Annotated in this window: 14 protein-coding genes; 12 read left to right on the top strand and 2 right to left on the bottom strand. The window is 72.4% G+C overall.

What is annotated here, in order from left to right; all coding sequences use genetic code 11:
- Entirely contained in the window at positions 1–1,221 is a 1,221-nt protein-coding gene (locus tag BLW14_RS08500; protein WP_256332713.1) for an ROK family transcriptional regulator, read from the bottom strand.
- Between the two features lie 287 nt (positions 1,222–1,508).
- On the opposite strand from BLW14_RS08500, the gene BLW14_RS08495 reads away from it, so the two are divergent.
- Genes BLW14_RS08495 through BLW14_RS08475 form a run of 5 tightly spaced genes read left to right on the top strand, consistent with a single transcriptional unit; the run spans position 1,509 to position 7,870 of the window.
- Positions 1,509–3,326 carry a peptide ABC transporter substrate-binding protein gene (locus BLW14_RS08495; RefSeq protein ID WP_093705872.1) on the top strand — a complete coding sequence of 606 codons (1,818 nt, stop codon included), beginning with the start codon at positions 1,509–1,511 and terminating at the stop codon, positions 3,324–3,326.
- Between the two features lie 50 nt (positions 3,327–3,376).
- Positions 3,377–4,336: an ABC transporter permease gene (locus BLW14_RS08490; protein ID WP_093705870.1), complete on the top strand. Its 960-nt coding sequence runs from the start codon at positions 3,377–3,379 to the stop codon at positions 4,334–4,336.
- Positions 4,333–5,232, top strand: coding sequence for an ABC transporter permease (locus tag BLW14_RS08485; protein WP_018521330.1), 900 nt, complete (start codon positions 4,333–4,335; stop codon positions 5,230–5,232). Before BLW14_RS08490 ends, BLW14_RS08485 begins: the two co-directional genes overlap by 4 nt.
- Positions 5,229–6,938, top strand: a complete 1,710-nt coding sequence (locus BLW14_RS08480; protein ID WP_093705868.1) for a dipeptide ABC transporter ATP-binding protein — start codon at positions 5,229–5,231, stop codon at positions 6,936–6,938. The genes BLW14_RS08485 and BLW14_RS08480 overlap by 4 nt, the downstream gene beginning before the upstream one ends.
- The gene (locus BLW14_RS08475; RefSeq protein WP_093705866.1) at positions 6,935–7,870 is read left to right on the top strand and encodes an ROK family protein; all 936 of its coding nucleotides are present in this window, start codon (positions 6,935–6,937) and stop codon (positions 7,868–7,870) included. Before BLW14_RS08480 ends, BLW14_RS08475 begins: the two co-directional genes overlap by 4 nt.
- 91 nt (positions 7,871–7,961) lie before the next feature.
- Here the strand turns inward: BLW14_RS08475 and BLW14_RS08470 are convergent, their stop codons facing one another.
- Entirely contained in the window at positions 7,962–9,191 is a 1,230-nt protein-coding gene (locus BLW14_RS08470; RefSeq protein WP_093705864.1) for a glycoside hydrolase family 64 protein, read from the bottom strand.
- Between the two features lie 350 nt (positions 9,192–9,541).
- Between BLW14_RS08470 and BLW14_RS08465 the strand changes: the two genes are divergently transcribed.
- The 7 genes from BLW14_RS08465 (at position 9,542) to BLW14_RS08435 (ending at position 22,600) form a co-directional block, all read left to right on the top strand.
- Positions 9,542–13,411, top strand: coding sequence for an endo-alpha-N-acetylgalactosaminidase family protein (locus BLW14_RS08465; RefSeq protein WP_093710680.1), 3,870 nt, complete (start codon positions 9,542–9,544; stop codon positions 13,409–13,411).
- A gap of 76 nt (positions 13,412–13,487) precedes the next feature.
- The gene (locus tag BLW14_RS08460; RefSeq protein ID WP_177153923.1) at positions 13,488–14,846 is read left to right on the top strand and encodes a S1 family peptidase; all 1,359 of its coding nucleotides are present in this window, start codon (positions 13,488–13,490) and stop codon (positions 14,844–14,846) included.
- On the top strand, positions 14,843–17,113 hold the full coding sequence (locus BLW14_RS08455) for a serine/threonine protein kinase (RefSeq protein WP_093705860.1): 2,271 nt from the start codon (positions 14,843–14,845) through the stop codon (positions 17,111–17,113). Before BLW14_RS08460 ends, BLW14_RS08455 begins: the two co-directional genes overlap by 4 nt.
- Before the next feature lie 52 nt (positions 17,114–17,165).
- Positions 17,166–18,563 (top strand): vWA domain-containing protein, encoded by a 1,398-nt coding sequence (locus tag BLW14_RS08450; RefSeq protein WP_093705858.1) that lies wholly within the window; start codon positions 17,166–17,168, stop codon positions 18,561–18,563.
- On the top strand, positions 18,560–19,618 hold the full coding sequence (locus BLW14_RS08445; protein WP_093705856.1) for a hypothetical protein: 1,059 nt from the start codon (positions 18,560–18,562) through the stop codon (positions 19,616–19,618). Before BLW14_RS08450 ends, BLW14_RS08445 begins: the two co-directional genes overlap by 4 nt.
- Complete coding sequence (locus BLW14_RS08440; RefSeq protein ID WP_093705854.1) at positions 19,615–20,862, top strand: hypothetical protein; 1,248 nt, start codon at positions 19,615–19,617, stop codon at positions 20,860–20,862. The genes BLW14_RS08445 and BLW14_RS08440 overlap by 4 nt, the downstream gene beginning before the upstream one ends.
- A 154-nt stretch (positions 20,863–21,016) precedes the next feature.
- Complete coding sequence (locus BLW14_RS08435) at positions 21,017–22,600, top strand: acyl-CoA carboxylase subunit beta (RefSeq protein WP_093705852.1); 1,584 nt, start codon at positions 21,017–21,019, stop codon at positions 22,598–22,600.

Genomic DNA, 22,600 nt, shown 5'->3' with positions numbered 1-22,600 from the left:
TCAGGGGAGACGGGGGGCGAGCGTGCCGGGGCGGTCGGTTCCGCCCACCTCGTGCAGCGCGTGGGCCAGGGCGTGCTGGAGGGCGAACTGGCCGGCGCCGACCAGCCCGGCGTCGGCGCCGAGCCTGGTCCGCTCGATGGTGAGGTGCTCGGTGACGAGCGGATGGCAGCTCTCGTAGAGCCGGCTGCGCACAGCGGCGACGAACTGTTCCAGGGTGGAGAGGATGCCGCCCAGGTAGACGGCGTCCGGGTTGAAGAAGTTGACGTTGGCGGCGAGCACCTGGCCCAGGTAGTCGCCGGCCCGGCGGACCGTGCGGGTGGCCAGTGGGTCGCCGTCGAGGGCGAGCCGGGCCACGTCCTCGGTGCTGTTCACGTCGGCCCCGCGCTCGCGCAGGATGCGTACCAGCGCGGCACCCGACGCCACGGTCTCCAGGCAGCCGGTGTTCCCGCAGGAGCAGGGGATGCCGGCACCGGCGTCGATCCGGATGTGGGTGATGTCCCCGGCGGCGCCCCGGGCGCCCCGGAACAGGCGCCCCTCGACGATGACGCCCGCGCCGATCGCGGAACCGATCTTGACCATGATCGTCTGGGCGTTCCCGTCGGACCGGACGGTGTGCTCGCCGACCGCCATGCAGTTGGCGTCGTTGTCCACGACCGCCGGGACGCCGAAGCGCTCCTGGAGCCAGGCGGCGACGGGGAAGCGGTTCCAGCCCGGCATCCGCGAGGGCCGGACGACCGAACCCGACACGGTGTCCACCGGGCCGGGGAGCGAGAGACCGACCCCGCGCAGGCGGCCGGGTTCGCGCCGGCCGGCCAGGTCCTCGAGGGCCTCGGCCAGTCGGGGCAGGGCCGCCTCCGGCCCGTCGGCGATCAGGAACGGGACCGTCGAGACGTCGGTCAGGCCGCCGCCGGGAAGGACCACGCCGATCCTGGCGTGCCGGCCCCCGAGGTCGGCGGCGACGGCGAAATCGTCACGGCTGCCGACCCTCAGTGCCTTGCGGGGGCGTCCGCCCGTGGAGGCCTGAATGCCCTCCTCGGCGACCAGACCGCGGTCCACCAAGTGCCCCACGGCGAGGGAGATGGTGGACGCGGCGGCCCCGAGACGCTCCGCGAGCTCGGCGCGTGACGTGGCCTGGCCCGAAGCGATGAGTTCCAGAACACGCACGGCGAGGGACGGGGTCCCTTTGGTGGCCTTGCGGTCCCACGCACTTATTCCAGTCATGTACAAAGTTACTTCCGCAACGGGGTAGGTGGCGCAGACGATACGCCCGCACTTCGCACAGGGGAACAGTGAGCCGAAGGAAGTGACTCATCCGTAAAAGCTCCTAAATCACCCCAGAACATCCCAAGGGGTCGGGAGAAATGGGGCGCGGAGACTTTCGTCGAATGTGCAGTAACTTACTTGTTACTAATTCTTGTTTGTTTCTTCGGTGACGGCGGCGTTAGCTGTCGTGAACGCAGCGCCGACCTTCCCGAGCGGCTGCGGGCCCTACCGAACCGAGGAGTGTCATGATCCTTACCCGCACGGTGAACAGCCGTCGTTGGGCCCTCGCCGCGGGCGCCGCCACCACCGCGGCCGTCCTGCTGTCGGGCTGTTCCGGCGGGGGCACGACCTCGTCCGGCTCCGGCTCGTCGGACAGCATCAACTACGCGCTGCCGGCCAACTTCACGCCGAACTGGATCCTCCCGGTCGGCACGGCCGCCCACCTGAACACCAACAACTCCTCGATATCCCAGTCCCTCTGGGAACCGCTGATCGCGTACGACGGCTCCACCGGCAAGGTCGGCTGGAACAAGGACAACTCGCTGGCCACCGCCGCCGACTTCGCCGAGGACGGCAAGAGCGTCAAGATCACCCTGGGCGACCGGCACTGGAGCGACGGCGAGCAGATCACCTCGCGCGACGTGCAGTTCTGGTTCAACCTGGTCAAGGCCAACAAGGAGGACTGGGCCAGCTACAGCCCGGGCAAGGCGCCGGACAACTGGACCGCGCTGAAGATCGTGGACGACACGCACTTCACGATCACCTTCGACAAGGCCTACAACACCCAGTGGATGCTCGCCAACGAGCTGAGCATGATCCGCCCGATGCCGCAGCACGTCTGGGACAAGACCAGCGACGCCGGCAAGGTCTCGGACCTCGACCTCACCCCCGAGGGCGCCAAGAAGGTGTGGACGTACCTCAACACGGCCGCCAAGAAGATCTCCGGTTACGCCACCGACCCGCTCTGGAAGACGGTCAGCGGCCCGTACACCATCAAGTCCTTCTCCACGGCGGGCAAGGTGCAGCTGCTGGCCAACGCCAAGTACGACGGCGGCGGCAAGGCCAACATCAAGACCGTGAACCTGCTCCCGTTCACCACCACGGACGCCGAGGAGAACGCGCTGCGGGCCGGCACGGTCGACTACGGCTACATCAACGCCACCAACCTCAGCCAGGAAGCGTCCTTCACCGCCAAGGGCTACACCCTCAAGCCGTGGGCCGGCTGGGCGATCACGTACATGCCGTACAACTTCAACAACCCCGCCATGGGCCCCGTCTTCAAGCAGCTCTACGCCCGCCAGGCGATCCAGATGTCGGTGGACCAGGCGACCCTGTCCAAGGTCATCTTCAACGGCACCGCCGTCTCCACCTACGGCCCCGTCCCGCAGGGCCAGACCTCCTCCTTCGTCTCCGAGGCGCAGAAGAACAACCCGTACCCCTTCTCCACCGCCAAGGCGCGCAAGCTCCTCACCGACCACGGCTGGACCGAGCAGAACGGCACGATGGTCTGCACCGACGCCGGCAGCGGCGACGACCAGTGCGGCGCCGGGGTCGACAAGGGCACCAAGTTCAAGATGCAGGTGCTGTCGCAGTCGGGCTCGACCGTCACCGACAACCTGATGAGCGCGCTCCAGTCCTCCTTCGCCAAGTCCGGCATCGGCTTCGGCATCAAGACCGCACCGGTCAACTCCGTCCTCTCGCAGGCCGGCCAGTGCAAGGCCGGGGACTCCGGCTGCAAGTGGCAGCTGTCCTTCTTCGGCAGCGCCGGCAGCTGGTACTTCCCCGCCTACCCGAGCGGTGACTCGCTCTTCGCGACCGGCGGCGGCTCCAACTTCGGCAGCTACTCCAACCCCGACGTGGACAAGCTGGTCGAGAAGACCACCACCGACTCCTCCGACGCCGCCATGCAGAAGTACAGCGAGGCCCTGGCCAAGGACCTCCCGGTGATCTGGCTGCCGGAGCCCGACTACCAGGTCTCCGTCGTCAGGAGCGGCCTCGGCGGCTTCGCCCAGGACTCGCTCGCCAACTTCCACCCGGCCATGTGGAAGTGGACCAAGAAGTGAGCCGGGTCGCCGACCACGCGCATCACTGAGCCGAAGCGACCGGAAAACACATGAGCACTTCCTCGTACCTCCTCAGGCGGGTCCTCCAGGCCGTCGTGGTGATCGTCATCGTGACGATCGTGGTCTTCGGTCTGCTGCACGCCCTGCCCGGGGGTCCCGCACGCGGGATCCTCGGCCCGCAGGCCACCGCGCAGCAGATCACGGCCTTCAACCACGACCAGGGCCTCGACAAGCCCCTGCCCGTCCAGTACTTCTACTACCTGAACCAGCTGGTCCACGGTGACCTCGGGACCTCGTACACCCTCAACGAGCCGGTGTCCCAGCTGATCACCGAACGGCTGCCGAAGACCCTGCTCCTCACCGTTCTGTCGGCCGTCGTCGGCCTGGTGCTGGCGATCCCGCTCGGCATGTGGCAGGCCATGCGGCGCAACAAGCCGGCGGACTACGTCATCACCACGCTGAGCTTCATCGCCTACTCCACGCCCGTGTACTTCCTCGGTCTTGTCCTGGTCCTGGTGTTCAGCCAGACGCTGTCGTGGTTCCCCTCCCAGGCGCCCCAGGGCGACACGCTCGCCCAGGTCTTCGCCGAACCGCAGGCGCTCGTGCTGCCGGTGGTCGCGGGCGCCGCCTCGATGATCGCGGTGTTCAGCCGCTACATGCGGGCGGCCACCCTGGAGAACCTTTCCGAGGACTACGTCAGGACCGCGCGGGCCGGCGGTTCCCGCTCCCGCGCCATCCTGTGGCGGCACGTGTTCCGCAACTCGCTGACACCCGTGGTCGCCATGCTCGGGTACTACGTGCCCGTGTTGTTCGGCGGTGCGCTGGTGGTCGAGCAGCTCTTCAACTACCCGGGTATGGGCCTGCTCTTCTGGACCGCCGCGCAGTCCTCCGACTACCCGGTGCTCCTGGGCTGCGTCCTCGTCATCGCGATCGCCACGGTGACCGGCACCCTCCTCGCCGACATCGTCCAGCGGGTCATCGACCCCCGAGTGAAGGCAGGCCGGGCATGAGCGCCGTCATCCAGCCGGGCCGGGTGCCCGGCAAGGCCACCGCCCCCGTCACGGCGTCCGGCACCCGGCTCGCCGTCCGGCGCTTCCGCCGCAACCGGCTCGCGGTCGTCGGGCTCGGTGTCGTCGCCTTCTTCTTCCTGTTCTGCTTCGTGGGCCCGTTGGTGTACTCCACCGACCAGACCCACACGCTGCTCGACCAGGTCAACCTCGCCCCCAGCGGCTCGCACTGGCTGGGCACCGACGCCGTCGGCCACGACGTACTGGGCCGGCTCATGTACGGCGGCAAGGTGTCGCTGATCGTCGGCCTCGCCGCGGGCGTCCTCGCCACCGTCATCGGCACCCTGTGGGGCGCCGTCGCCGGCTACGCGGGCGGCTGGATCGACGCGGTCATGATGCGCGTCGTCGACGCGGGCATCGCCATCCCCGCCCTCTTCATCCTGCTGGTCGTCTCGGCCATCACCACCCCGGACCTCACCGGGCTGATCGTGATCCTGGGCTTCGTGTCCTGGCTCGTGCCGTCCCGGCTGATCAGGGCCGAGACGCTGAGCCTGAAGAACCGCGACTACGTGCTGACGCTCCGGGCCATCGGCGGTACGCACGGCCGGGCGATCATCCGGCACATCCTGCCGAACTCGGTGTCGACCATCATCGTCGCCGCCACCTTCCAGATCGCCGATGCCATCCTGCTCGTCGCCTACGTCTCCTACCTGGGCCTGGGCGTCCAGCCGCCGTCCACCGACTGGGGCGGCATGTTGTCGGCCGGCCTCACCGCCGCCTACTCCGGCTACTGGTGGCTCATCATCCCGCCCGGCCTGGCCATCATCCTGGTGGTGTGGGCGTTCAACGCGATCGGGGACGGGCTCCGCGACGCATTCGACGTGAGGGGACGCGGATGACCGCCACCCAGCGCCCCGCCGCACCGCAGGCCGGGCCGATCCTCGAACTCGACGGCCTCGGCGTCGTCTTCACCACCGAGAGCGGAGAGGTACCGGCCGTCCGGGGCGTCTCCCTCCACGTCGCACCCGGCGAGACGCTCGCCCTCGTCGGCGAGTCGGGCTCCGGCAAGTCCACCATCGCGCTCGCCGCGATGGGCCTGCTCACCGGCAACGCCCGGGCCACCGGCAGCGCCGTCATCGCCGGCACCCAGGTCGTCGGCGCCCGCGAGAGCGACCTCGCCGCGCTGCGCGGCCGGACCGCCTCCATGGTCTTCCAGGAACCGGCCACCGCCCTGGACCCGCTCACCCGGGTCGGCAGGCAGATCGCCGAGGTGATCCGCAACCACCGGGACGTGTCCGCCAAGGAGGCCGCCACCGAGGCCGTCGCGCTCCTGCGCAAGGTCGGCATCCCCGAACCGGAGAAGCGGGCCGCGGCCTACCCCTTCCAGCTCTCCGGCGGACAGCGCCAGCGCGTCGTCATCGCCATGGCGATCGCCAACGACCCCGCCCTGCTGATCGCCGACGAGCCGACCACCGCGCTCGACGTCACGGTCCAGGCCGAGATCCTCGACCTGCTGCGCCGGCTCGCCGCCGAGACCGGCACCGGCGTCCTGCTGGTCACCCACAACATGGGCGTCGTCGCCGACTTCGCCGACCGGGTCGCCGTGATGTACCACGGGGAGATCGTGGAGACCGGACCGGTCGAGGACGTGCTCCTGCGCCCGTCCCACGACTACACCCGCCGCCTGCTGGGAGCCGTGCCCCGGCTGTCGGTGGCCGAGGCGGACAAGGCCGCTCCGGCCGCCGCCGCCGAGGCCCCGGACACCGAGCCGGTCGCCGAACTCCGCGACGTCTCCGTGGTCTTCGGCCGCGGCAAGAACGCCGTACGGGCCCTGGACGGCGTCTCCCTCGCCGTGCACCCCGGCCAGACCCTGGGCCTGGTGGGCGAGTCGGGCTCCGGCAAGTCCACCGCCTCCAGGGTCGCGCTCGGCCTGATCGCACCGACCTCCGGCACGGTCTCCCTGTTCGGCACCGACCTGGGACGCGCCAGGTCCCGGGCCCGCCGGGCCCTGCGGGCGGGGATCGGCGTGGTCCTCCAGGACCCGGTCGCCTCGCTGGACGCCCGGATGACGGTCGGCGAGTGCGTGGCCGAACCGCTCAGGGTCCACCAAAAGGGCCTGAGCGCGAAGGACCGGCGGAGCAAGGTGGCCGCCATCCTCGACCGCGTCCGGCTGCCGCGCGAACTCGCCGACCGGGCCCCCCGGGAGCTGTCCGGCGGGCAGCGCCAGCGAGTCAGCCTGGCCCGTGCGCTGGTCCTGGAACCCCGGCTGCTGGTCGCCGACGAACCCACCAGCGCGCTGGACGTCAGCGTGCAGCAGGCCGTGCTCGAAGTGATCTCCGAGCTCCAGGACGAGCTGGGCTTCGCCTGCCTCTTCGTCTCCCACGACCTGGCCGTCGTCCAGCACTTCGCGCAGCGTGTCGTGGTGCTGCGGGGCGGACGCATCCAGGAGCAGGGCCCCACCGGGGAGACCCTGCTGCACCCGGAGACCGACTACACCCGCGGCCTGCTGGCCGCCGTACCGGTGCCGGACCCGGTGGTCCAGCGCGGCCGAAGGGCCGAGCGCCTGGCCGCCCTCGCGGCCGGCCGGACGGAGGTCCAGGCGTGAACACGTACGACCGCAGGCTCTTCGCGGGCGTGGACATCGGCGGCACCACCACACAGGTGGTCCTCTGCGACGACGACCTGACCGTCCTGGACCGGGCCGAGACCGCGACCCCGGCGGACCGGGGCGGCCGCGCCATGACCGACGCGGCCCTGGGCGCCCTGGCCCCGCTCCTGGAGCGCACCCCCGGCCGGCTCACCGCCTGCGGGACCGGTGCGGCCGGTGTCGTGGACTCCGTCACCGGACGCATCCTGGTCGCCAGCGACTCCTTCACCGGCTGGGCCGGTTTCGGGGTGACGGACGCACTGGAGGAGGCGCTCGGAGTCCCGGCCTTCCTGGACAACGACGTCAACGCCTTCCTGTACGGGGAGACCTCGGGCGGCGCGGTCCGCGACGAGCGAGACGTCCTCGGGATCACCCTGGGCACCGGCGTCGGCGGCGCGCTGTGGAGCGACGGCGCGCTGTTCACCGGCCCGCACGGCGCGGCCGGCGAGATCGGGCACATTCCGGGCTTCGGCGACCTGCTCTGCTCGTGCGGCGGGCGGGGCCATCTGGAGACCCTGGCCTCCGGCCGGTCCATCGGCGCCCGTTACGCGGAGCGCACCGGCCGGCGGCTGACCGCCCGGGAGGTCGCGGAGGCGGCGGGCGGCGGCGACGAGGACGCCCTCGCGGTGTTCCGGGCCGCCGGTGACGGCATCGCACGGGCGATCGTGATGACGGCGGGCGTCGTCGACATCACGACCGTGGTGGTCGGCGGCGGGGTCAGCCGTGCCTGGCCGCTGCTGAGCCCGGTCGTCCTCGCCGCGCTGGCCGCCGAACCCCCGGTCAGCGGGCACCCCGTACGGCTGGTCAGGTCCGGCCTGGGCTCCGACGCGGTACCGGTCGGCGCCGCCGCACGCGCGCGGCGGGAACTCGCGGTGGGCTCACCGGCCTGAACCCCGCGCGGCGGCCCGCCGGCACCCGGCATGAAGAAGAGAGGACCCCCGTCCCGCCCGGACGGGGGTCCTCCCGGTGTGGGGGGTGGGCTCAGGAACCGACGCTCACCGTGAACCGCCGCGGGTTGCCGTCGTTCGCGGCGCCCGAGACATCCGGCTCGCCGTCCGGACGAACGTCGTCGTACGGGAAGGCGTAGCCGATGGGGCTGTTGGCGTGGACGATCCGGGACCAGTGGTTGGTCACCGCGCCCTGGTAGTAGTCGGCGACCGAGGTGCCGTTGGGCTGGTCCGGGTGGCTGAGCATGATCGAGCGGTTGAAGCCCGCCGCCAGCCGCGCCAGCAGGGCCTTCTTGTCGTCGTTGTCCGCCGGGTTGTTGGTGAACGGCCCGTGGTTGCAGGTGAAGATGTCCTTCGAGACCGGCTTGACGAAGGTGTGCCCGCCGTCGAAGGTCAGGGTGTCCCCGCTGACCCGCCCGGTGCGCACCCCGCGCCCGCCTTGGAGGTCGATGCGCAGGTCCGTCGAGCGGTACTTCTCCCAGACCTCGTCGATCTGCGCCGTGAACAGGTCGCGGAACGGCATCTGGTCCGGGCGGTCGAAGTAGGGCGCCATCAGGTTCTGCGGGGAGATGACCCGCAGCACGCTGCCGTCCGCGCCGCGGGTCACCAACTGGTCCCAGGGCTGGCCGTCGGCGGCCGCCTGGGCGATGAGGCCGTCGGCGATCCGGTTCACGGCGCCGTCGGGGAGCGGGGCGACGGTGTGCGTGGAGTCGCCCTCCAGGGTCAGGCCGATCGGCAGCGCGGTCACCAGGTCGACGTAGCTGATGTTGGCGTACAGCTGCTGCGGGTTGAACGTGAACTCGCAGAACGACCAGGTGCGCCCGTAGTTCGGGTCCGTGGACGTGGCGAACGCCGGCTCGACCAGGGCGGGGCCCGGGTTGAGGTAGAAGGTCAGGGTGTCGTCGCGGACGAAGTAGACCCGGGCGCCGTACATCTGCGGCAGCGTCAGCACGACGGGCGCGCCGCCCGCCCCGTTCAGCGGGATCGCGCAGTCGACCGGCAGCGGGGTCTGCGGGGCCGAGGGGGAGTCGGGGTGGTAGACGCTGCCGTCTGCGCGGAGCAGGACCCAGCGGTCGGTGCCCTGCTCGTGGCCGGTGACGTAGGCGTTGACGCGGCCGGGCAGCGACTTGTTGACCAGAGCCAGTTCGCAGGTGGCGGCGGAGGCCGAGGCGCTCGGGCTCAGCGCGCTGCCCCAGAGCGGGTAGCTCAGCGCGGTGGCGGTGGCGGCGGCTGTGCCCGTCAGGAACTTCCGGCGCGAAATCATGAGGCGACTCCGGGGTGCGTGGGGGGCGCGGACGGGTGGACCGTGCGGGGGGAGGTGGAGCGGGGGCGTCCGCGGTGCGCACCACTTTCGCGACGCGCTGCACGGGCGTCAAGACTTGTGACTGAGAGCGCTCTCAAAAAGAAGAACTCTTCACAACTCGACGCTGGTGGGCGCCACTTGCCGGGTGGACGTCCGCCCCTCGCGCACCGCGTGATCAGAAACTGAACACGGCGTCCGGGATGTCCCGGCTCCGCCCCTCTTGGACTAACGGAGGGCGGTTGTTGGACTGGAGAGGCCGTCGCGGCCGTACGTCGTTGACGGTGCGCGGAGCCGACGACTACGCAGTGCACATGTCACCACGATGTACTCCGGTGGGCGTCGCAGCCGCCGCCTCAGCAGCCGTCCTGGCCCTGGTGGGAACCGCCCTCCCCGCCGTGGCCGCCGCCCCCTCAACCGCTGCCGCCGGTACGGCCGTGCCCGCGGGCAGCCCCGTCATCTCCTCCGCGCAGCTCGCGGTCGCCGTCGCGGCCGACTTCCCGCGCGTGCTCACGTACACCGACCGCGCCTCCGGCAAGCGGCTGACAGGCTCCACCCGGCCGGTCACCGCCGTCACCCTGAACGGCACCGCGCACCCGGTGGAGCTCAAGGCCGCCCCGAAGGTCACCGGCTCGTCCGCCCGCTACACGCTGGCCTTCACCGACCTGCCCGGGGTCGAGATCGACGCCACGCTCTCGGTGTCCGGACGCGCCACCACCTTCAAGGTCACCGCCGTCCGCGACACCGCCGCGTTCCGGGTGTCCACGATCGACATACCCGGCCACGACCTGGTCTCCGTCGCGAGCACCGACGCCGGCGCGGCCACCGCCTTCACCAAGCTGGACACCGACTCCACGAAGACCGCCGACGTCTTCGGACCGGTCACCGGCGCCACCCCCGCCGAGTCCGCGCCCGCCGGCGCCACCTACGCGATCGTCAACACCGGTTCGCTCGCGGCCGCCGTCGAGTCCAACTCCTCGTACGACAAGCCCTCCGGCGCCACCGGCGGCGACGACGCCCGCTTCTGGCACCAGGCCCGCAAGGAGGACGACGGCTCGACCCGGGTCGCCGTCTGGTCCGGCCAGTGGACCTACCGGGGCGAGGGCGCGCCGAAGCCGGAGAGCGGGGACGCCCTGCCCTGGGCCAAGGTCGTCGTCACGCCCGACGCCAACGGCGACCGCACGGTCGACTGGCAGGACGGCGCCGTCGCGTTCCGCTCGATCGGCGTGGTCGCGCCGGGCAGCGAGGACACCGCGGACCGGGTGATCACCCACATCCCGTTCAACTTCGCCAGCCAGGCCACGCACCCCTTCCTGCGCACCCTGGACGACGTCAAGCGGATCTCCCTCGCCACGGACGGCCTCGGGCAGCTCGCGCTCCTCAAGGGGTACGCCTCCGAGGGCCACGACTCCGCCCACCCCGACTACGGCGGCGACTACAACAAGCGCGCCGGCGGGCTGAAGGACCTGAACGCCCTGCTGAAGGACGGCAAGAAGTGGGGCGCCACCTTCGGCGTCCACGTCAACGCCACGGAGGCGTACCCGGAGGCGAAGGCGTTCGACGAGCAGCTCGTCGACAAGACCAAGCCGGGCTGGAACTGGCTGGGCCAGAGCTACTACATCGACCAGCGCCGCGACATCAACAGCGGTGACCTCGCGAAGCGCTTCCAGCAGCTGCGCGAGGAGACCGGCTCCAACCTGTCGATGCTCTACATCGACGTGTACTACACGCACGGCTGGATCGCCGACAAGACCGTCCAGGCCCTCCAGAAGCAGGGCTGGAACGTCTCCAGCGAGTGGGCCGACAAGTTCGAGCGGGCCTCGCTCTGGTCGCACTGGGCCAATGACCTCGACTACGGCGGCGCCACCAACAAGGGCCTCAACTCGAAGATCGTCCGGTTCATCCGCAACAGCGAGAAGGACGTCTGGAACAACGACCCGGTCCTCGGCCAGAGCGCCATCGACGAGTTCGAGGGCTGGACCGGCGAGACCGACTGGAACAGCTTCTACGACAACGTCTGGCAGCGCGACCTGCCCGCCAAGTACCTCCAGCAGCAGAAGATCACCCGCTGGGACGGCAACGACATCACCTTCACCGGCGGAATCACCGGCACGGTCGAGGACGGCGCACGGACCTTCTACGACCACGGCCGCAAGGTCCTCAGCGGCACCGACTACCTGCTCCCGTGGGACGGCGGCAAGAAGCTCTACCACTACAGCCGGAAGGGCGGTACGAGCAGCTGGGCGGTGCCCTCGAAGGGCGCCTACACCGTTTACAAGCTCACGGACAACGGCCGTGTGAAGACGGGCACGGTCCGGCCCTTCGACGGCCGGATCACGCTGAAGGCCGAGGCCGGGCAGCCGTACGTCCTCTACCCGCACCAGGCCCCGAAGGCCGCCGACCCGAAGTGGGGCGAGGACACCCTCGTCGCCGACCCCGGCTTCAACGACGGCCGCCTCGGCGACTGGTCGAGGACCGGCACCGCCGTCCGCGACACCGACGACCAGGGCCGCAACAGCGCGAAGCTCTCCGGCTCCGGCACCGCCGCGCTCTCCCAGCGCATCGGCGGCCTGGAGCCCGGCGCCCGCTACACCGCATCCGCGCTCATCGAGGTCGAGCCCGGAAGGACCCGGCACACCACGATCTCCGCCGGCGGGAAGTCCGTCGCCGTGGACCGCTCGACCGCCGAGGACTACGTCGCCGCGTCCGACTGGCACGGCACCTACTTCCAGCGCGCCAAGGTGAACTTCACGGCCCCCGCGAACGGCCGCACCACCCTGCGCATCGAGGCCGCGAAGGGCAGCACGGCCACCGTCCGCGCCGACGACGTACGCCTCGTCGCCAACGCCCCCGCCACCCGGAGGAACACCGTCGTCCACGAGGACTTCGAGGACGTCGACCAGGGCTGGGGCCCCTTCCTTAAGGGCGACGCGGGCGGCTCCACCGACCCCCGCACCGTCATCTCCCAGCTGCACGCCCCGTACACCCAGGCCGGCTGGAACGGGAAGCTGATCGACGACGTGATCGGCGGCAAGGAGTCCCTCAAGGCCCACGAGGAGAACACCGGCCTCGTCTACCGCACGGCCCCCTGGACCGTCCCGATGACGGACGGCCACCGCTACAAGGTCGAGTACGACTACCAGTCCAGCCACGCCGGGGCCTACGAGTGGGTCGACGGCTACGACCGGATCACCGCCGACGGCAAGCCCGCCTCCGTCGAGACCCGGACCACCGCCATCGGCGCGCAGCACACCACGGGCCACTTCACCGAGACCGTCACGGCGGGCTGCGGCGACACCTGGACCGGGCTGCGCAAGCGCGGTGACGCCCCCGAGGGCGCCGACTTCGTGCTCGACGGCTTCACCGTGACCGACCTCGGCGCGGCTCCCGCCGGCGAGCGGGCGGCCTGCGGCACGCTCACGGTCGCCGCCGCTGCCGAGACCCTGGAGCCGGGCACCGCCAACACCGTGAAGGCGAGCTTCACCAACTACGAGTCCACCGCCGCCACCGGTGTCACGGTGAGCCTGGCCCTCCCCGAGGGTTGGAAGGCCGAGCCCGCCGGCGCCGTCACCTTCGACTCCGTCGCACCCGGCGCCAAGGCCACCGCGAGCTGGCAGGTCACCCCGCCGGTGGACGCCGAGTACCGCGCGTACGCCCTCACCTCCGAGGCCACGTACACCACCGGCGACGGGCAGCGGAAGCTGGGCGCGCAGACCTCCGTGCGCACCCTGCCGCCGCCGCCCACCCAGGACAGCTGGGCCAGCGACCTCGACTGGACGGCCACCACCAACGGCTGGGGACCGGTCGAGCGCGACCTGTCCAACGGCGAGACCGGTACCGGCGACGGCACCGCCCTCACCATCGGCTCCACGGTCTACGAGAAGGGCCTCGGCAGCCACGCCCCGGCCTCCATCCGCTACTACCTCGGCGGACAGTGCACCTCCTTCACCGCCGAGGTCGGCGTGGACGACGTCCAGAAGACCGCGGGCAGCGTGCAGTTCTCCGTGAAGGCGGACGGCACCGAGAAGGTGAAGTCGCCGGTCCTGCGGGCACCCGACGCCGCCTGGTCGCTCACGGCCGACGTCACGGGCGCCAAGTACGTCGAGCTGATCGCCGGTGACGGCGGCGACGGCAACGGCAACGACCACGCCGACTGGGGCAACGCCCGCTTCCACTGCGGGTGAGCACCCACGGGGCTCCGCTTCCCATTGTGTCCGGACACTGGGAAGCGGAGCCCGTGCGCGCGTACGCTCTTCGACCATGGGGGAGTTGAGAGCGGACTGGCGGCTGCGACTGCGCCGGGACGACCCGAAGGAGCCGGTGTGCGGGGCCGGGGTGCTGATCACCCAGGACAGGGTGCTGACCTGCGCCCACGTCGTCGGGGAACCGGACACCCGGATGTGGGTCGAGTTCGCCGAGAACCCCGGCATCCCGCCCGTCGCCGCCCGGGTCGCACCGGACGGCTGGCTCCGGGGCCGCGAGGACATCGCCGTCCTCGCCCTGGACAGCCCCCGCCCCCAGGCCGAACCCGCGCCCCTGTCCCGGCGCCTGGAACGCGGCGCCGAGGTGTGGCTCGGCGGCTACGCGGCACCCTTCGACGCCGACGGCATGTGGCTCGCCGCACGGATCAGCGGCCTCCACGGCGACTGGGTGCAGCTCGACGCCCGCACCAACGCCGAGGTGGTGCGGCCCGGCTTCAGCGGCGCCGCCGTCCACACCGGGCGCGAGGGCGAGCGCCCCGAGAGCGTCGTCGGCGTCGTCGTCAGCTGGCGCGGCGACCTGGAGATGGAGCTGCCCACCGAGAACGACCTCGCCTTCTCGTACATGATCCCCGTCGACCGCATCGCGGAACTCGTGCCCCTGGTCGCCGAGTTGAGTGGACCGGACGGCTGGGACCACGCCTTCGCCGCGCGGCTGCGGCGCTGGTTCGCGGGCGCCGACCAGGCCTCGGTGCGCTTCAGCGTCATCCCGGCGGGCGGCGGCCGCGACCGCACCCTGCGCCACCAGCTGCACCGTGCCCACCTCGTCCACCAGGGCGGCCGCGGCACCCCCGACGCACTGGTGGACACCCTGGTCGCCCAGCTGCGCCCACCGCTCCACCAGCGCAACCGCTACCGCGACTGGCTCCTCGAAGGCGGCGACGAACCCGAACGCTCCCTCGCCGGACGCCCGGCGGCGGGCCCGGTCCTCGCGGTGGTCGGCCTGGACGAGGAGCGGGACCCGGCGGCGCTCGTCCGCGTCCTCGCCCGGGTGCGCGCCCTCGGCTTCCGGCTGCTGATCGTCGTACGCGGCACGGAGGGCGCGGCGCCCGGCGCGGTCGAACGCGACCTGCTCCTACCGGCGCTGGACGAGCGCGCCGAGGAGCTGCTGAGGCGGGCGGAACGGATGGAGCGCACCTGGTCCCGCCTGGACGGTCTGACCGACTCCGCCTCGGCGCCCCCGCGCCCCGCCACGGACCCGGCGGCCCGCCGGCAACGGCTGGGGGAGCTGCGCGGGCTGTCCGAGCCGCACGCCCGGCTGGTGGGCCTGAAGCAGCTGTTGCGGGATTTGCGCGCCGACGTCGCGGGGGCGCCGGGCCGCATGCCCGGGCAGCGCACCGGCCCCGTGGGCCGCCCATGAGGATTCCCTGCCCGCACCGCCGCTTCACCGGCGGCCCCTGCACCGGCGCCGTCCGGCCCACCGGCTACTGCGACACCTGCGGCCGCGACGAGTCCGCCCCAGGCCTCCCGCCGCTGCCCGCAGCACCCGAGGACCACGGACCCGCCGGACTCCTCGAACTCCCACTGCTCGACCCGGGCAGCCCGGCGGAACGGCTGGCCGCCGCCGAGCACCCCGTGCGCATCGTGATGACCTGCTCCGTCAAGTCCTGCGACACCGCGTTCGTCCCGCCGCACACCGCCGCGCCGCCCCCGGACGAGGGGTACTGCCCGGCGTGCGGGGCGCGCTACTCGTACCGCCCCGAACTCACCAAGGACGGGCCGCCGCTCCAGGACCAGTACGTCATCCGGGGCCCCATCGCGCACGGCGGACAGGGCTGGGTCTACCTCGCCGAGGACACCCACCTGGAGGACTTCGTCGCCGTCAAGGGCCTCCTCAACCGCTACGCGGAGCGCGGCGCCGCCCAGGCCGGTGAGGAGCGCCGCAGCCTGGTCGCCATCCGGCACGAACGCATCGTGCAGATCCGCGACTTCGTCTCCACCGCCAACGCCGACGGCACGGTCTCCGGCGGCTACATCGTCATGGAGGACGTCGGCGACCGCACCCTGTCCGCGCTGGTCGAGTCGGTCCGGCGGGGCGCCTTCGTCCTCGACATCGAACACGTCGCCACCTACGGCTGCCAGATCCTGGAGGCCCTGTCCCATCTGCACGGGATGGGCTTCCTCTACGGGGACATGAAGCCGTCCAACGTGATCCACCACCTCGACGGCATCAAGGTCATCGACCTCGGGGGCGTCCGCAAGGCGGGCAGCGTCGACCCGCCCCCCGTGATCACCCCGTACTTCGCCGCCCCGGAGACGGACGGCACCAAGCCCCTCACCGTCGCCCACGACATCCACACGGTCGGCGTCACCCTCGGCGAACTCGCCCGCTGGGCGGTCGGCGACGACGTCCCCGGCCTCGGCATCAGCTCCTTCCGGCTCGTCCTGGCCCGCGCCACCGCCGACGACCCCGAGGAACGCTTCGGCACCGCCGACGACATGGCCGGACAGCTGCGCGGGGTGCTCCGCGAGATCCGGGCCCTGCGCGGCAAGCGCGACCAGCCCGAGCCCTCCGCGCACTTCACGCCCTCCACCGAACTCCTCGGCGCCCGCCTGGGCTCGGTCCCGGACTACGCGCACTGGCTGCGCCGCCCGCTGCACAGCCGCCGCGAAGCGCCCCCGGCGCCCACGCTCGACCCGGGGACCCCGACCCCGACCGAGATCGCCCGCCGCCTGCCGGTGCCCCGGCCCTACCCCGGCGACCCGCAGGCCGCCCGCTTCGGGGTCAGCAGCTACGACCCGGGCCAGCCGCTCGCCCAGCCCGCCGAGGGGGAGCGGTCCGTCGAGATCTGCCTGCACAACGCCCGGCTGCTGCTCGGCCAGGAGGGCCCCGAGGCGCCGAGGGCGGCCCATGAGCAGGTCGAGGCGGCGGCCGCGATCCCCGGACCGGGCCCGGTGCGGCAGTGGCGCCTCAGCTGGCACCGCGGTCTGGTCGCGCTGCGCGAAGCGGACGTACGGGTAAAGGAGCGGCAGGCGCTGCTGGAGGCCGCCCACGGCCACTTCTCGGCCGTGCACCGCGCCCTGCCCGGCGAGTACGCGGCGAAGCTCGCCCTCGCCTACTGCGCGGAGCAGGTGGGGCCCGGCGCGGGCCCGTCCGCGTACGAACTCTTCCGCGCGGTCCACGCCCGCAACCCCTCCCACGTCGGCGCCGCCCTCGGCCTCGCCCGGCTCGCCCTGGCCCGGGGCGACCGGACCGCAGCCGTCCGGGTCCTGGACCTGGTCCCCGACGAGTCCCGCGACCACACCGTGGCCCGCGTCGCCGCCCTGCGCGTCCGGGCCGCCCGACTGGCCTCCGGCGACCGCCCGCTGCCCGGCCCCGGGGAGATCGACGCGGCGCTGGCCGCGCTGGCCGGCCCGGTCGTCGCGGGCGACGAGGCGGCCTGGCTGCTCCGCACGGAACTGTACGAGTGGAAACTCGACGCGGTCCGCGCCACGGCCGATCCCCCTCCCAGGCAACGGACATGGCCGCGCAGCGGTCTCCCGCCCCCGCCCGTCCCCGGCGAACGGGCGGTCCGCGCCGAACTGGAGCAGTGCTACCGCTGGCTGGCCCGGCAGCGCCGGAGGCCGGCGGAGTACGAACGGCTCATCGACCTGTCGCACGCGGTGCGCCCGCAGACCCGGTTCTGAGAGGCGCCCCCGGCCCGCCGGCCACCGACCCCGTCCCCCTGGAGATCCGTACATGGCCGCTTCCGACCCGTCGCCGACCGGGCTCAGCTTCGCCGTGTCCGTCGACGTCCGGCGCGACCAGCAGCCGCACCACGACACCCGGATCGACGCCCATGTGCGCGTCGAGGCCACCGGCACCGGGCGCCGCGACCAGCGGCCCGCCACCGAACTCGCCGTCGTCCTCGCGCTGGACGTCGCCCCGGCGCGCCGCCGCGAAGCCGCCGCCGCGCTCGCCGCGGCCCTGCGCGCACTGCCCGACGGGCTGTCGTTCGCGGTGCTCGGCGGCGCCGGGGACGACGGGCCCCGTCGGTGCTACCCGCTGCGCGGGCCCTGGGCGCTCGCGGACACCGACGAGAAGCGGCGCGCCGCGTTCAGCGTCGGGCGCGTCGCGCCGACCCCGGACGACCGGCCGCCGCCCGGGTACGGTGCCTGGCTCACCGCCGCCCGGACGCTCTTCGGACAACGCCCCCTGCCCGTACGGCACCTGATCCTCGTCACCGACGGCGCCGGGCACGACCCGGCGGGCGAGGCGGACCTCGGGGCCGGGATCGCCGCATGCCGGGGGGAGTTCAGCGCGGACGTGCTCGCGCTCGGCGTGGACTGGGACCCGGCACCGCTGCTCGCCCTCACCGAGGGACTGCACGGCACCGCCGACACCGCGCCCGACCGGTTCGCCCCCGCCGTCACCGGGGCGCTGCGGCGGCTGCGCCGGGTCCGGAGCCCCGAACTGACCGTCACCGTCACCGGCCGCCCCGCGGTCACCGAGGTCGCGCTCAGCGAGCGGCAGCCCCGGCAGCACGCCCTCGTGCCGGCGACCGTGCCCGAGCACCCGCACCGGTACGACTTCGCCACCCACCAGTGGGAGCCGGGCACCCGGGACTACCTGCTCGCCGTACGGGCGGACGCCGGCGCCGACCCGCTCGGGGTGCTGCTCCAGCTCGCCACGGTGTCCGTCGGCGAGGCCACCGCCCCGCTCGTGGTCCGCTGGCTGCCGCCCGGCGTCGCCGTGGGCGCGGGCCCCGGCGGGGGAGGCACGGTCGACGCGATGAACGCCGCGACCCGGATGCGGACCGCGCTCGAACGGGGCTACGCGGCGCTGGACCCGATGAGCCGCGAGGAGGCCGAGCGGCAGTTCGGGCTCGCGGTCCGGCTGGCCCACGAGATCGGCGCCGACTGGGTCCTGACCAAGGTCCGCACCGTGGCCGACATCGTGGACGGGGCGCGGGGCCTGGTCCGCGTCGGCCCCACGGTCGACAGGGGGACCGTGCGCGAGGGGCGGCTCCAGGTCGCCTCCGGCCCCCTGCTCGATCTGCCCGCGCACGCCGAGGGGACGCCCGGCAAGTGCCCCGGCTGCCGTCACACCGCCGGGCCGGGCGCCCGGTACTGCATCGCCTGCGGGAGGCGCCTGTGAGGCCCCGGCCCAGCCACTGGACGCGCGCCTTCCGCGCCCGCCGCCCGACCGGCTCCCGCACCAGACGGCTGCTCGAACTCCACCTGGTGGTCGTCGTGTTGGCGGCGCTCGTCTCGATGACCGCGCTGCTCGTCTCGTACCGCGAGGTCCAGAACGCGGCCGGCGAGATGCGCGCCCACGCCGCCCCCGCCGTCCAGGGCGTCTCCGCGACCCAGCTCGCCCTGCTCCGCGCGCACCAGGAGGCCGAGGTCTCCGTGCGCTTCGGCATCGACGAGGTCGTCGGGGCCGGCGCCCGCTACGAGGCCCAGCTCTCCGCCGCCGGCCAGGGCCTGTCCCGGCTCTCCGACGTCCAGACCGACGGCGAACGCGGCCGGGGCGTCCTGGAGACCGTCACCGGGGTGCTGACCTCGTACAGCGGCTCCATCACGCCCGGGACCGTGAAGTACGTGGACGACGAGCTGATGCAGCGGCAGAAGATGAGCGAGGCCGAGCGCCAGCTGAACCGCCCGGGCACCGGGGTCGTGCCCCGCCTCGACGTCCTCCAGGAGCACCAGATGGACCGGATGACCCGGACCAGCACCCTCGGCCCGCTCCAGGTCACCGGCTGGGCCGTCGCCGAACTGGGCCTCCTCGTCCTCACCCTGACCACGCTCAGCGCGCTGCGGCTGCTGCGCCGCCGCTGCGGGCGCAGCCTGGACCCCTGGCTGCTGCCGACGCTCCTGGTGGCCGTCGCCCTCGCCGTCGTACCGCTGTGGGCGACCGCCGCCACGCAGGAACGGCTGGACGCGGCGCGGCGGCAGCTGGTCAGGATCGAGGACACCGCGCGCGACCCCCTCGTACGGGCCGGGGACACGGCCCGCGAACCGGACCGGCTCGCCGACGCCCAGCAGTACGTCACCCGCGCCTCCACCGAGCTGCACGGCGGACTGGCCGCCCGGAGCTGGCAGAGCTGGACCTACTACGGCGCGCTCGGCGCGGGCGCGCTGGTCCTCCTGCTGCCGGCCGCCGGGCTCAGTCGCAGGCTCAACGCCGACTACTACTGGAGGGCCGGATGAGACGGCCGTCCCGGGCGCTCCTGCTCGTCCTCGCCCTGCTCCTGACCGCCGCGGGATGCGGCCTCGCGGCCCCCGGCGGCAGCGACGTCGAACCGAGGGTGACGATCCTCGGCCCCTGGACCGACGAGCAGGAACGGCAGTTCAAAGAGGTCCTGGACGGCTTCGGCATCCCGTACACCTACCAGGGCACCGCGGCCACCCGCGAGGTCCTGCTCGCCGAGGTGCAGGCCGGCAACCCGCCGGACATCGCGATCCTGCCCGGCGTCGGCGAACTCGTCGAGTACGCCGCCGACAACCGGCTCAAGCCCCTCACGGACCTCTACGAGCCCGGGGAGTACGGCAACCCGTGGCTGCCGGAGGCCGAGGGCATAGAGAAGGACCTGTGGGTGCCGCTCAAGGTCGACCTCAAGTCCATCGTCTGGTACCGCAAGGGCGAGACCCCTCCGTCCGCCCCGGCCCCGCCGGCCGCCTGGTGCGCCGCCATGGGCGACGACGGCTCCTCCGGCTGGCCCGGCAGCGACTGGATCGAGGACCTCCTCCTCCAGCAGGCGGGCCCGGTGCTGTACGCGCGCTGGGCCACCGGCGACCTGCCCTGGACCGCCCCGCACGTCGTCACCGCCTGGACCACCTGGGCGCACCTGCTCGCCCAGGGCTCGCGCGACGAGCGCCAGGCGATCCTGACCAGGGACCACCGAGGCCCGGCCGGCGGACACGGGCTGCTCTTCGACGGCGGCGGGGGCTGCTCCCTGGAACACCAGGGCTCCTTCGCCCGCTCGTTCTACGGAGACCGCAGGGCCGGGGCCGCCTTCGTGGACTCGGCGCGGCTGCTGCCCGGCGGCTCCTATACCGTGAAGGCCCACGAGGTGTCGGCGGACTTCGCCGCGCTGTTCGGGGACGGCGAGCAGGCCCGGACGATGATCCGGCGCCTCACCTCCGAGAAGGCCCAGGAGGAATGGGGCCGCGAGGGCGGGGTGTTTTCGGCCAATGCCGCGGTCCCGGCCCGGAAGGGCGAGGTGGAGCGCGAGGTCGGGCGCCGGCTCACGGACCAGCGGGTGCCGTTGTGCCTGGACGCCTCGGACGTCATGCCGGCGGCGGTGCGGGACGCGTTCTACGAGGCGGTGCTGCTGACCGTGGCGCACCCGGACGAGCCGGTGCTCCCGCGCCTGAAGGACATCCAGAAGGTGCAGGACGCCCAGCTCGCCCGCGTCCCCCGGCTCACCGGGGTGTGCGGCAGGACACAGTGAACCCTTTGTGGAACCCCCACAAGGGGAACCCGGTACCGGCTGGTACTTCGCCTGCATGGGCCCGGGCTTCTGTCAGGCTCCACCAGTAATCCGGGCAGGAGACTGTACGGAGTCGACGGCAGGGTTTTCTTGGCGGGGTTCGTAGGGTCGATACATGACCGTTGTGGACGAAACCCAGGGCGAGCCGAGCGACACCCGCGGCCGCGTGGCCGAACTGCTGGCACTGCGCGAGCAGGCCCGCCGTGGCCCCAGTGACCGGGCGACCGAGGCACAGCACGCCAAGGGCAAGCTGACCGCGCACGAGCGCATCGAGCTGCTCCTGGACCCGGGCTCCTTCCACGAGGTCGAGCAGCTGCGCCGCCACCGGGCGACGGGTTTCGGCCTGGAGGCGAAGAAGCCGTACACCGACGGAGTCGTCACCGGCTGGGGGACGGTCGAGGGCCGGACGGTCTTCGTGTACGCGCACGACTTCCGGATCTTCGGCGGGGCGCTGGGCGAGGCCCACGCCACGAAGATCCACAAGATCATGGACATGGCCATCTCGGCCGGTGCCCCGCTGGTCTCCCTCAACGACGGCGCGGGCGCCCGTATCCAGGAGGGCGTCTCGGCGCTCGCCGGCTACGGCGGGATCTTCCAGCGCAACACCCGTGCCTCCGGTGTCATCCCGCAGATCAGCGTGATGCTCGGCCCGTGCGCGGGCGGCGCGGCCTACAGCCCCGCCCTCACCGACTTCGTCTTCATGGTCCGTGAGACCTCGCAGATGTTCATCACCGGCCCCGACGTCGTCAAGGCGGTCACGGGCGAGGAGATCACGCAGAACGGCCTCGGCGGCGCCGACGTGCACGCCGAGACCTCGGGCGTCGCGCACTTCGCGTACGACGACGAGGAGACCTGCATCGCCGAGGTCCGCTACCTCATCGGGATGCTCCCCTCCAACAACCGGGAGAACCCGCCCACCGCGGAGAGCGACGACCCGGCCGACCGGCGCGGCGATGCCCTGCTGGACCTGGTGCCCGCCGACGGCAACCGCCCGTACGACATGCACAAGGTCATCGAGGAGCTCGTCGACGACGGCGACTACCTGGAGGTCCACGAGCGCTGGGCCCGCAACATCATCTGCGCGCTGGCCCGGATGGACGGCCAGGTCGTCGGCATCGTGGCCAACCAGCCGCAGGCCCTGGCCGGTGTGCTGGACATCGAGGCGTCCGAGAAGGCCGCGCGATTCGTCCAGATGTGTGACGCCTTCAACATCCCCATCATCACTCTTCTGGACGTACCCGGCTTCCTGCCCGGCGTGGATCAGGAGCACGGTGGGATCATCCGGCACGGCGCGAAGCTGCTCTACGCGTACTGCAACGCGACGGTGCCGAGGATCTCGCTGATCCTGCGCAAGGCCTACGGCGGCGCCTACATCGTCATGGACAGCCAGTCCATCGGTGCGGACCTCACCTACGCCTGGCCCACCAACGAGATCGCCGTGATGGGCGCCGAAGGTGCCGCCAACGTCATCTTCCGCCGGCAGATCGCGGAGGCCGAGGACCCCGAGGCCATGCGGACCCGCATGGTCAAGGAGTACAAGACCGAGCTGATGCACCCCTACTACGCCGCGGAGCGCGGCCTGGTCGACGACGTCATCGACCCGGCCGAGACGCGCGAGGTCCTGATCGCCTCGCTCGCGATGCTCCGCTCCAAGCACGCCGACCTGCCGGCCCGCAAGCACGGCAACCCCCCGCAGTAG

Source organism: Streptomyces sp. 2131.1 (genome assembly GCF_900105515.1).
Classification (GTDB): Bacteria; Actinomycetota; Actinomycetes; order Streptomycetales; family Streptomycetaceae; genus Streptomyces; species Streptomyces drozdowiczii.
Note: the sequence above shows the minus strand (reverse complement) of the source record. Positions and strands in the feature narration are given on the sequence as shown.

Excerpts from the sequence above, each read along its gene's own strand:
- BLW14_RS08465 (WP_093710680.1), top strand. The coding sequence starts at position 9,542 with ATGTCACCACGATGTACTCCGGTGGGCGTCGCAGCCGCCGCCTCAGCA.
- BLW14_RS08455 (WP_093705860.1), top strand. The coding sequence starts at position 14,843 with ATGAGGATTCCCTGCCCGCACCGCCGCTTCACCGGCGGCCCCTGCACC.
- BLW14_RS08500 (WP_256332713.1), bottom strand. The coding sequence starts at position 1,221 with ATGACTGGAATAAGTGCGTGGGACCGCAAGGCCACCAAAGGGACCCCG.
- BLW14_RS08435 (WP_093705852.1), top strand. The coding sequence starts at position 21,017 with ATGACCGTTGTGGACGAAACCCAGGGCGAGCCGAGCGACACCCGCGGC.
- BLW14_RS08490 (WP_093705870.1), top strand. The coding sequence starts at position 3,377 with ATGAGCACTTCCTCGTACCTCCTCAGGCGGGTCCTCCAGGCCGTCGTG.
- BLW14_RS08485 (WP_018521330.1), top strand. The coding sequence starts at position 4,333 with ATGAGCGCCGTCATCCAGCCGGGCCGGGTGCCCGGCAAGGCCACCGCC.
- BLW14_RS08495 (WP_093705872.1), top strand. The coding sequence starts at position 1,509 with ATGATCCTTACCCGCACGGTGAACAGCCGTCGTTGGGCCCTCGCCGCG.
- BLW14_RS08470 (WP_093705864.1), bottom strand. The coding sequence starts at position 9,191 with ATGATTTCGCGCCGGAAGTTCCTGACGGGCACAGCCGCCGCCACCGCC.
- BLW14_RS08480 (WP_093705868.1), top strand. The coding sequence starts at position 5,229 with ATGACCGCCACCCAGCGCCCCGCCGCACCGCAGGCCGGGCCGATCCTC.
- BLW14_RS08460 (WP_177153923.1), top strand. The coding sequence starts at position 13,488 with ATGGGGGAGTTGAGAGCGGACTGGCGGCTGCGACTGCGCCGGGACGAC.
- BLW14_RS08440 (WP_093705854.1), top strand. The coding sequence starts at position 19,615 with ATGAGACGGCCGTCCCGGGCGCTCCTGCTCGTCCTCGCCCTGCTCCTG.
- BLW14_RS08450 (WP_093705858.1), top strand. The coding sequence starts at position 17,166 with ATGGCCGCTTCCGACCCGTCGCCGACCGGGCTCAGCTTCGCCGTGTCC.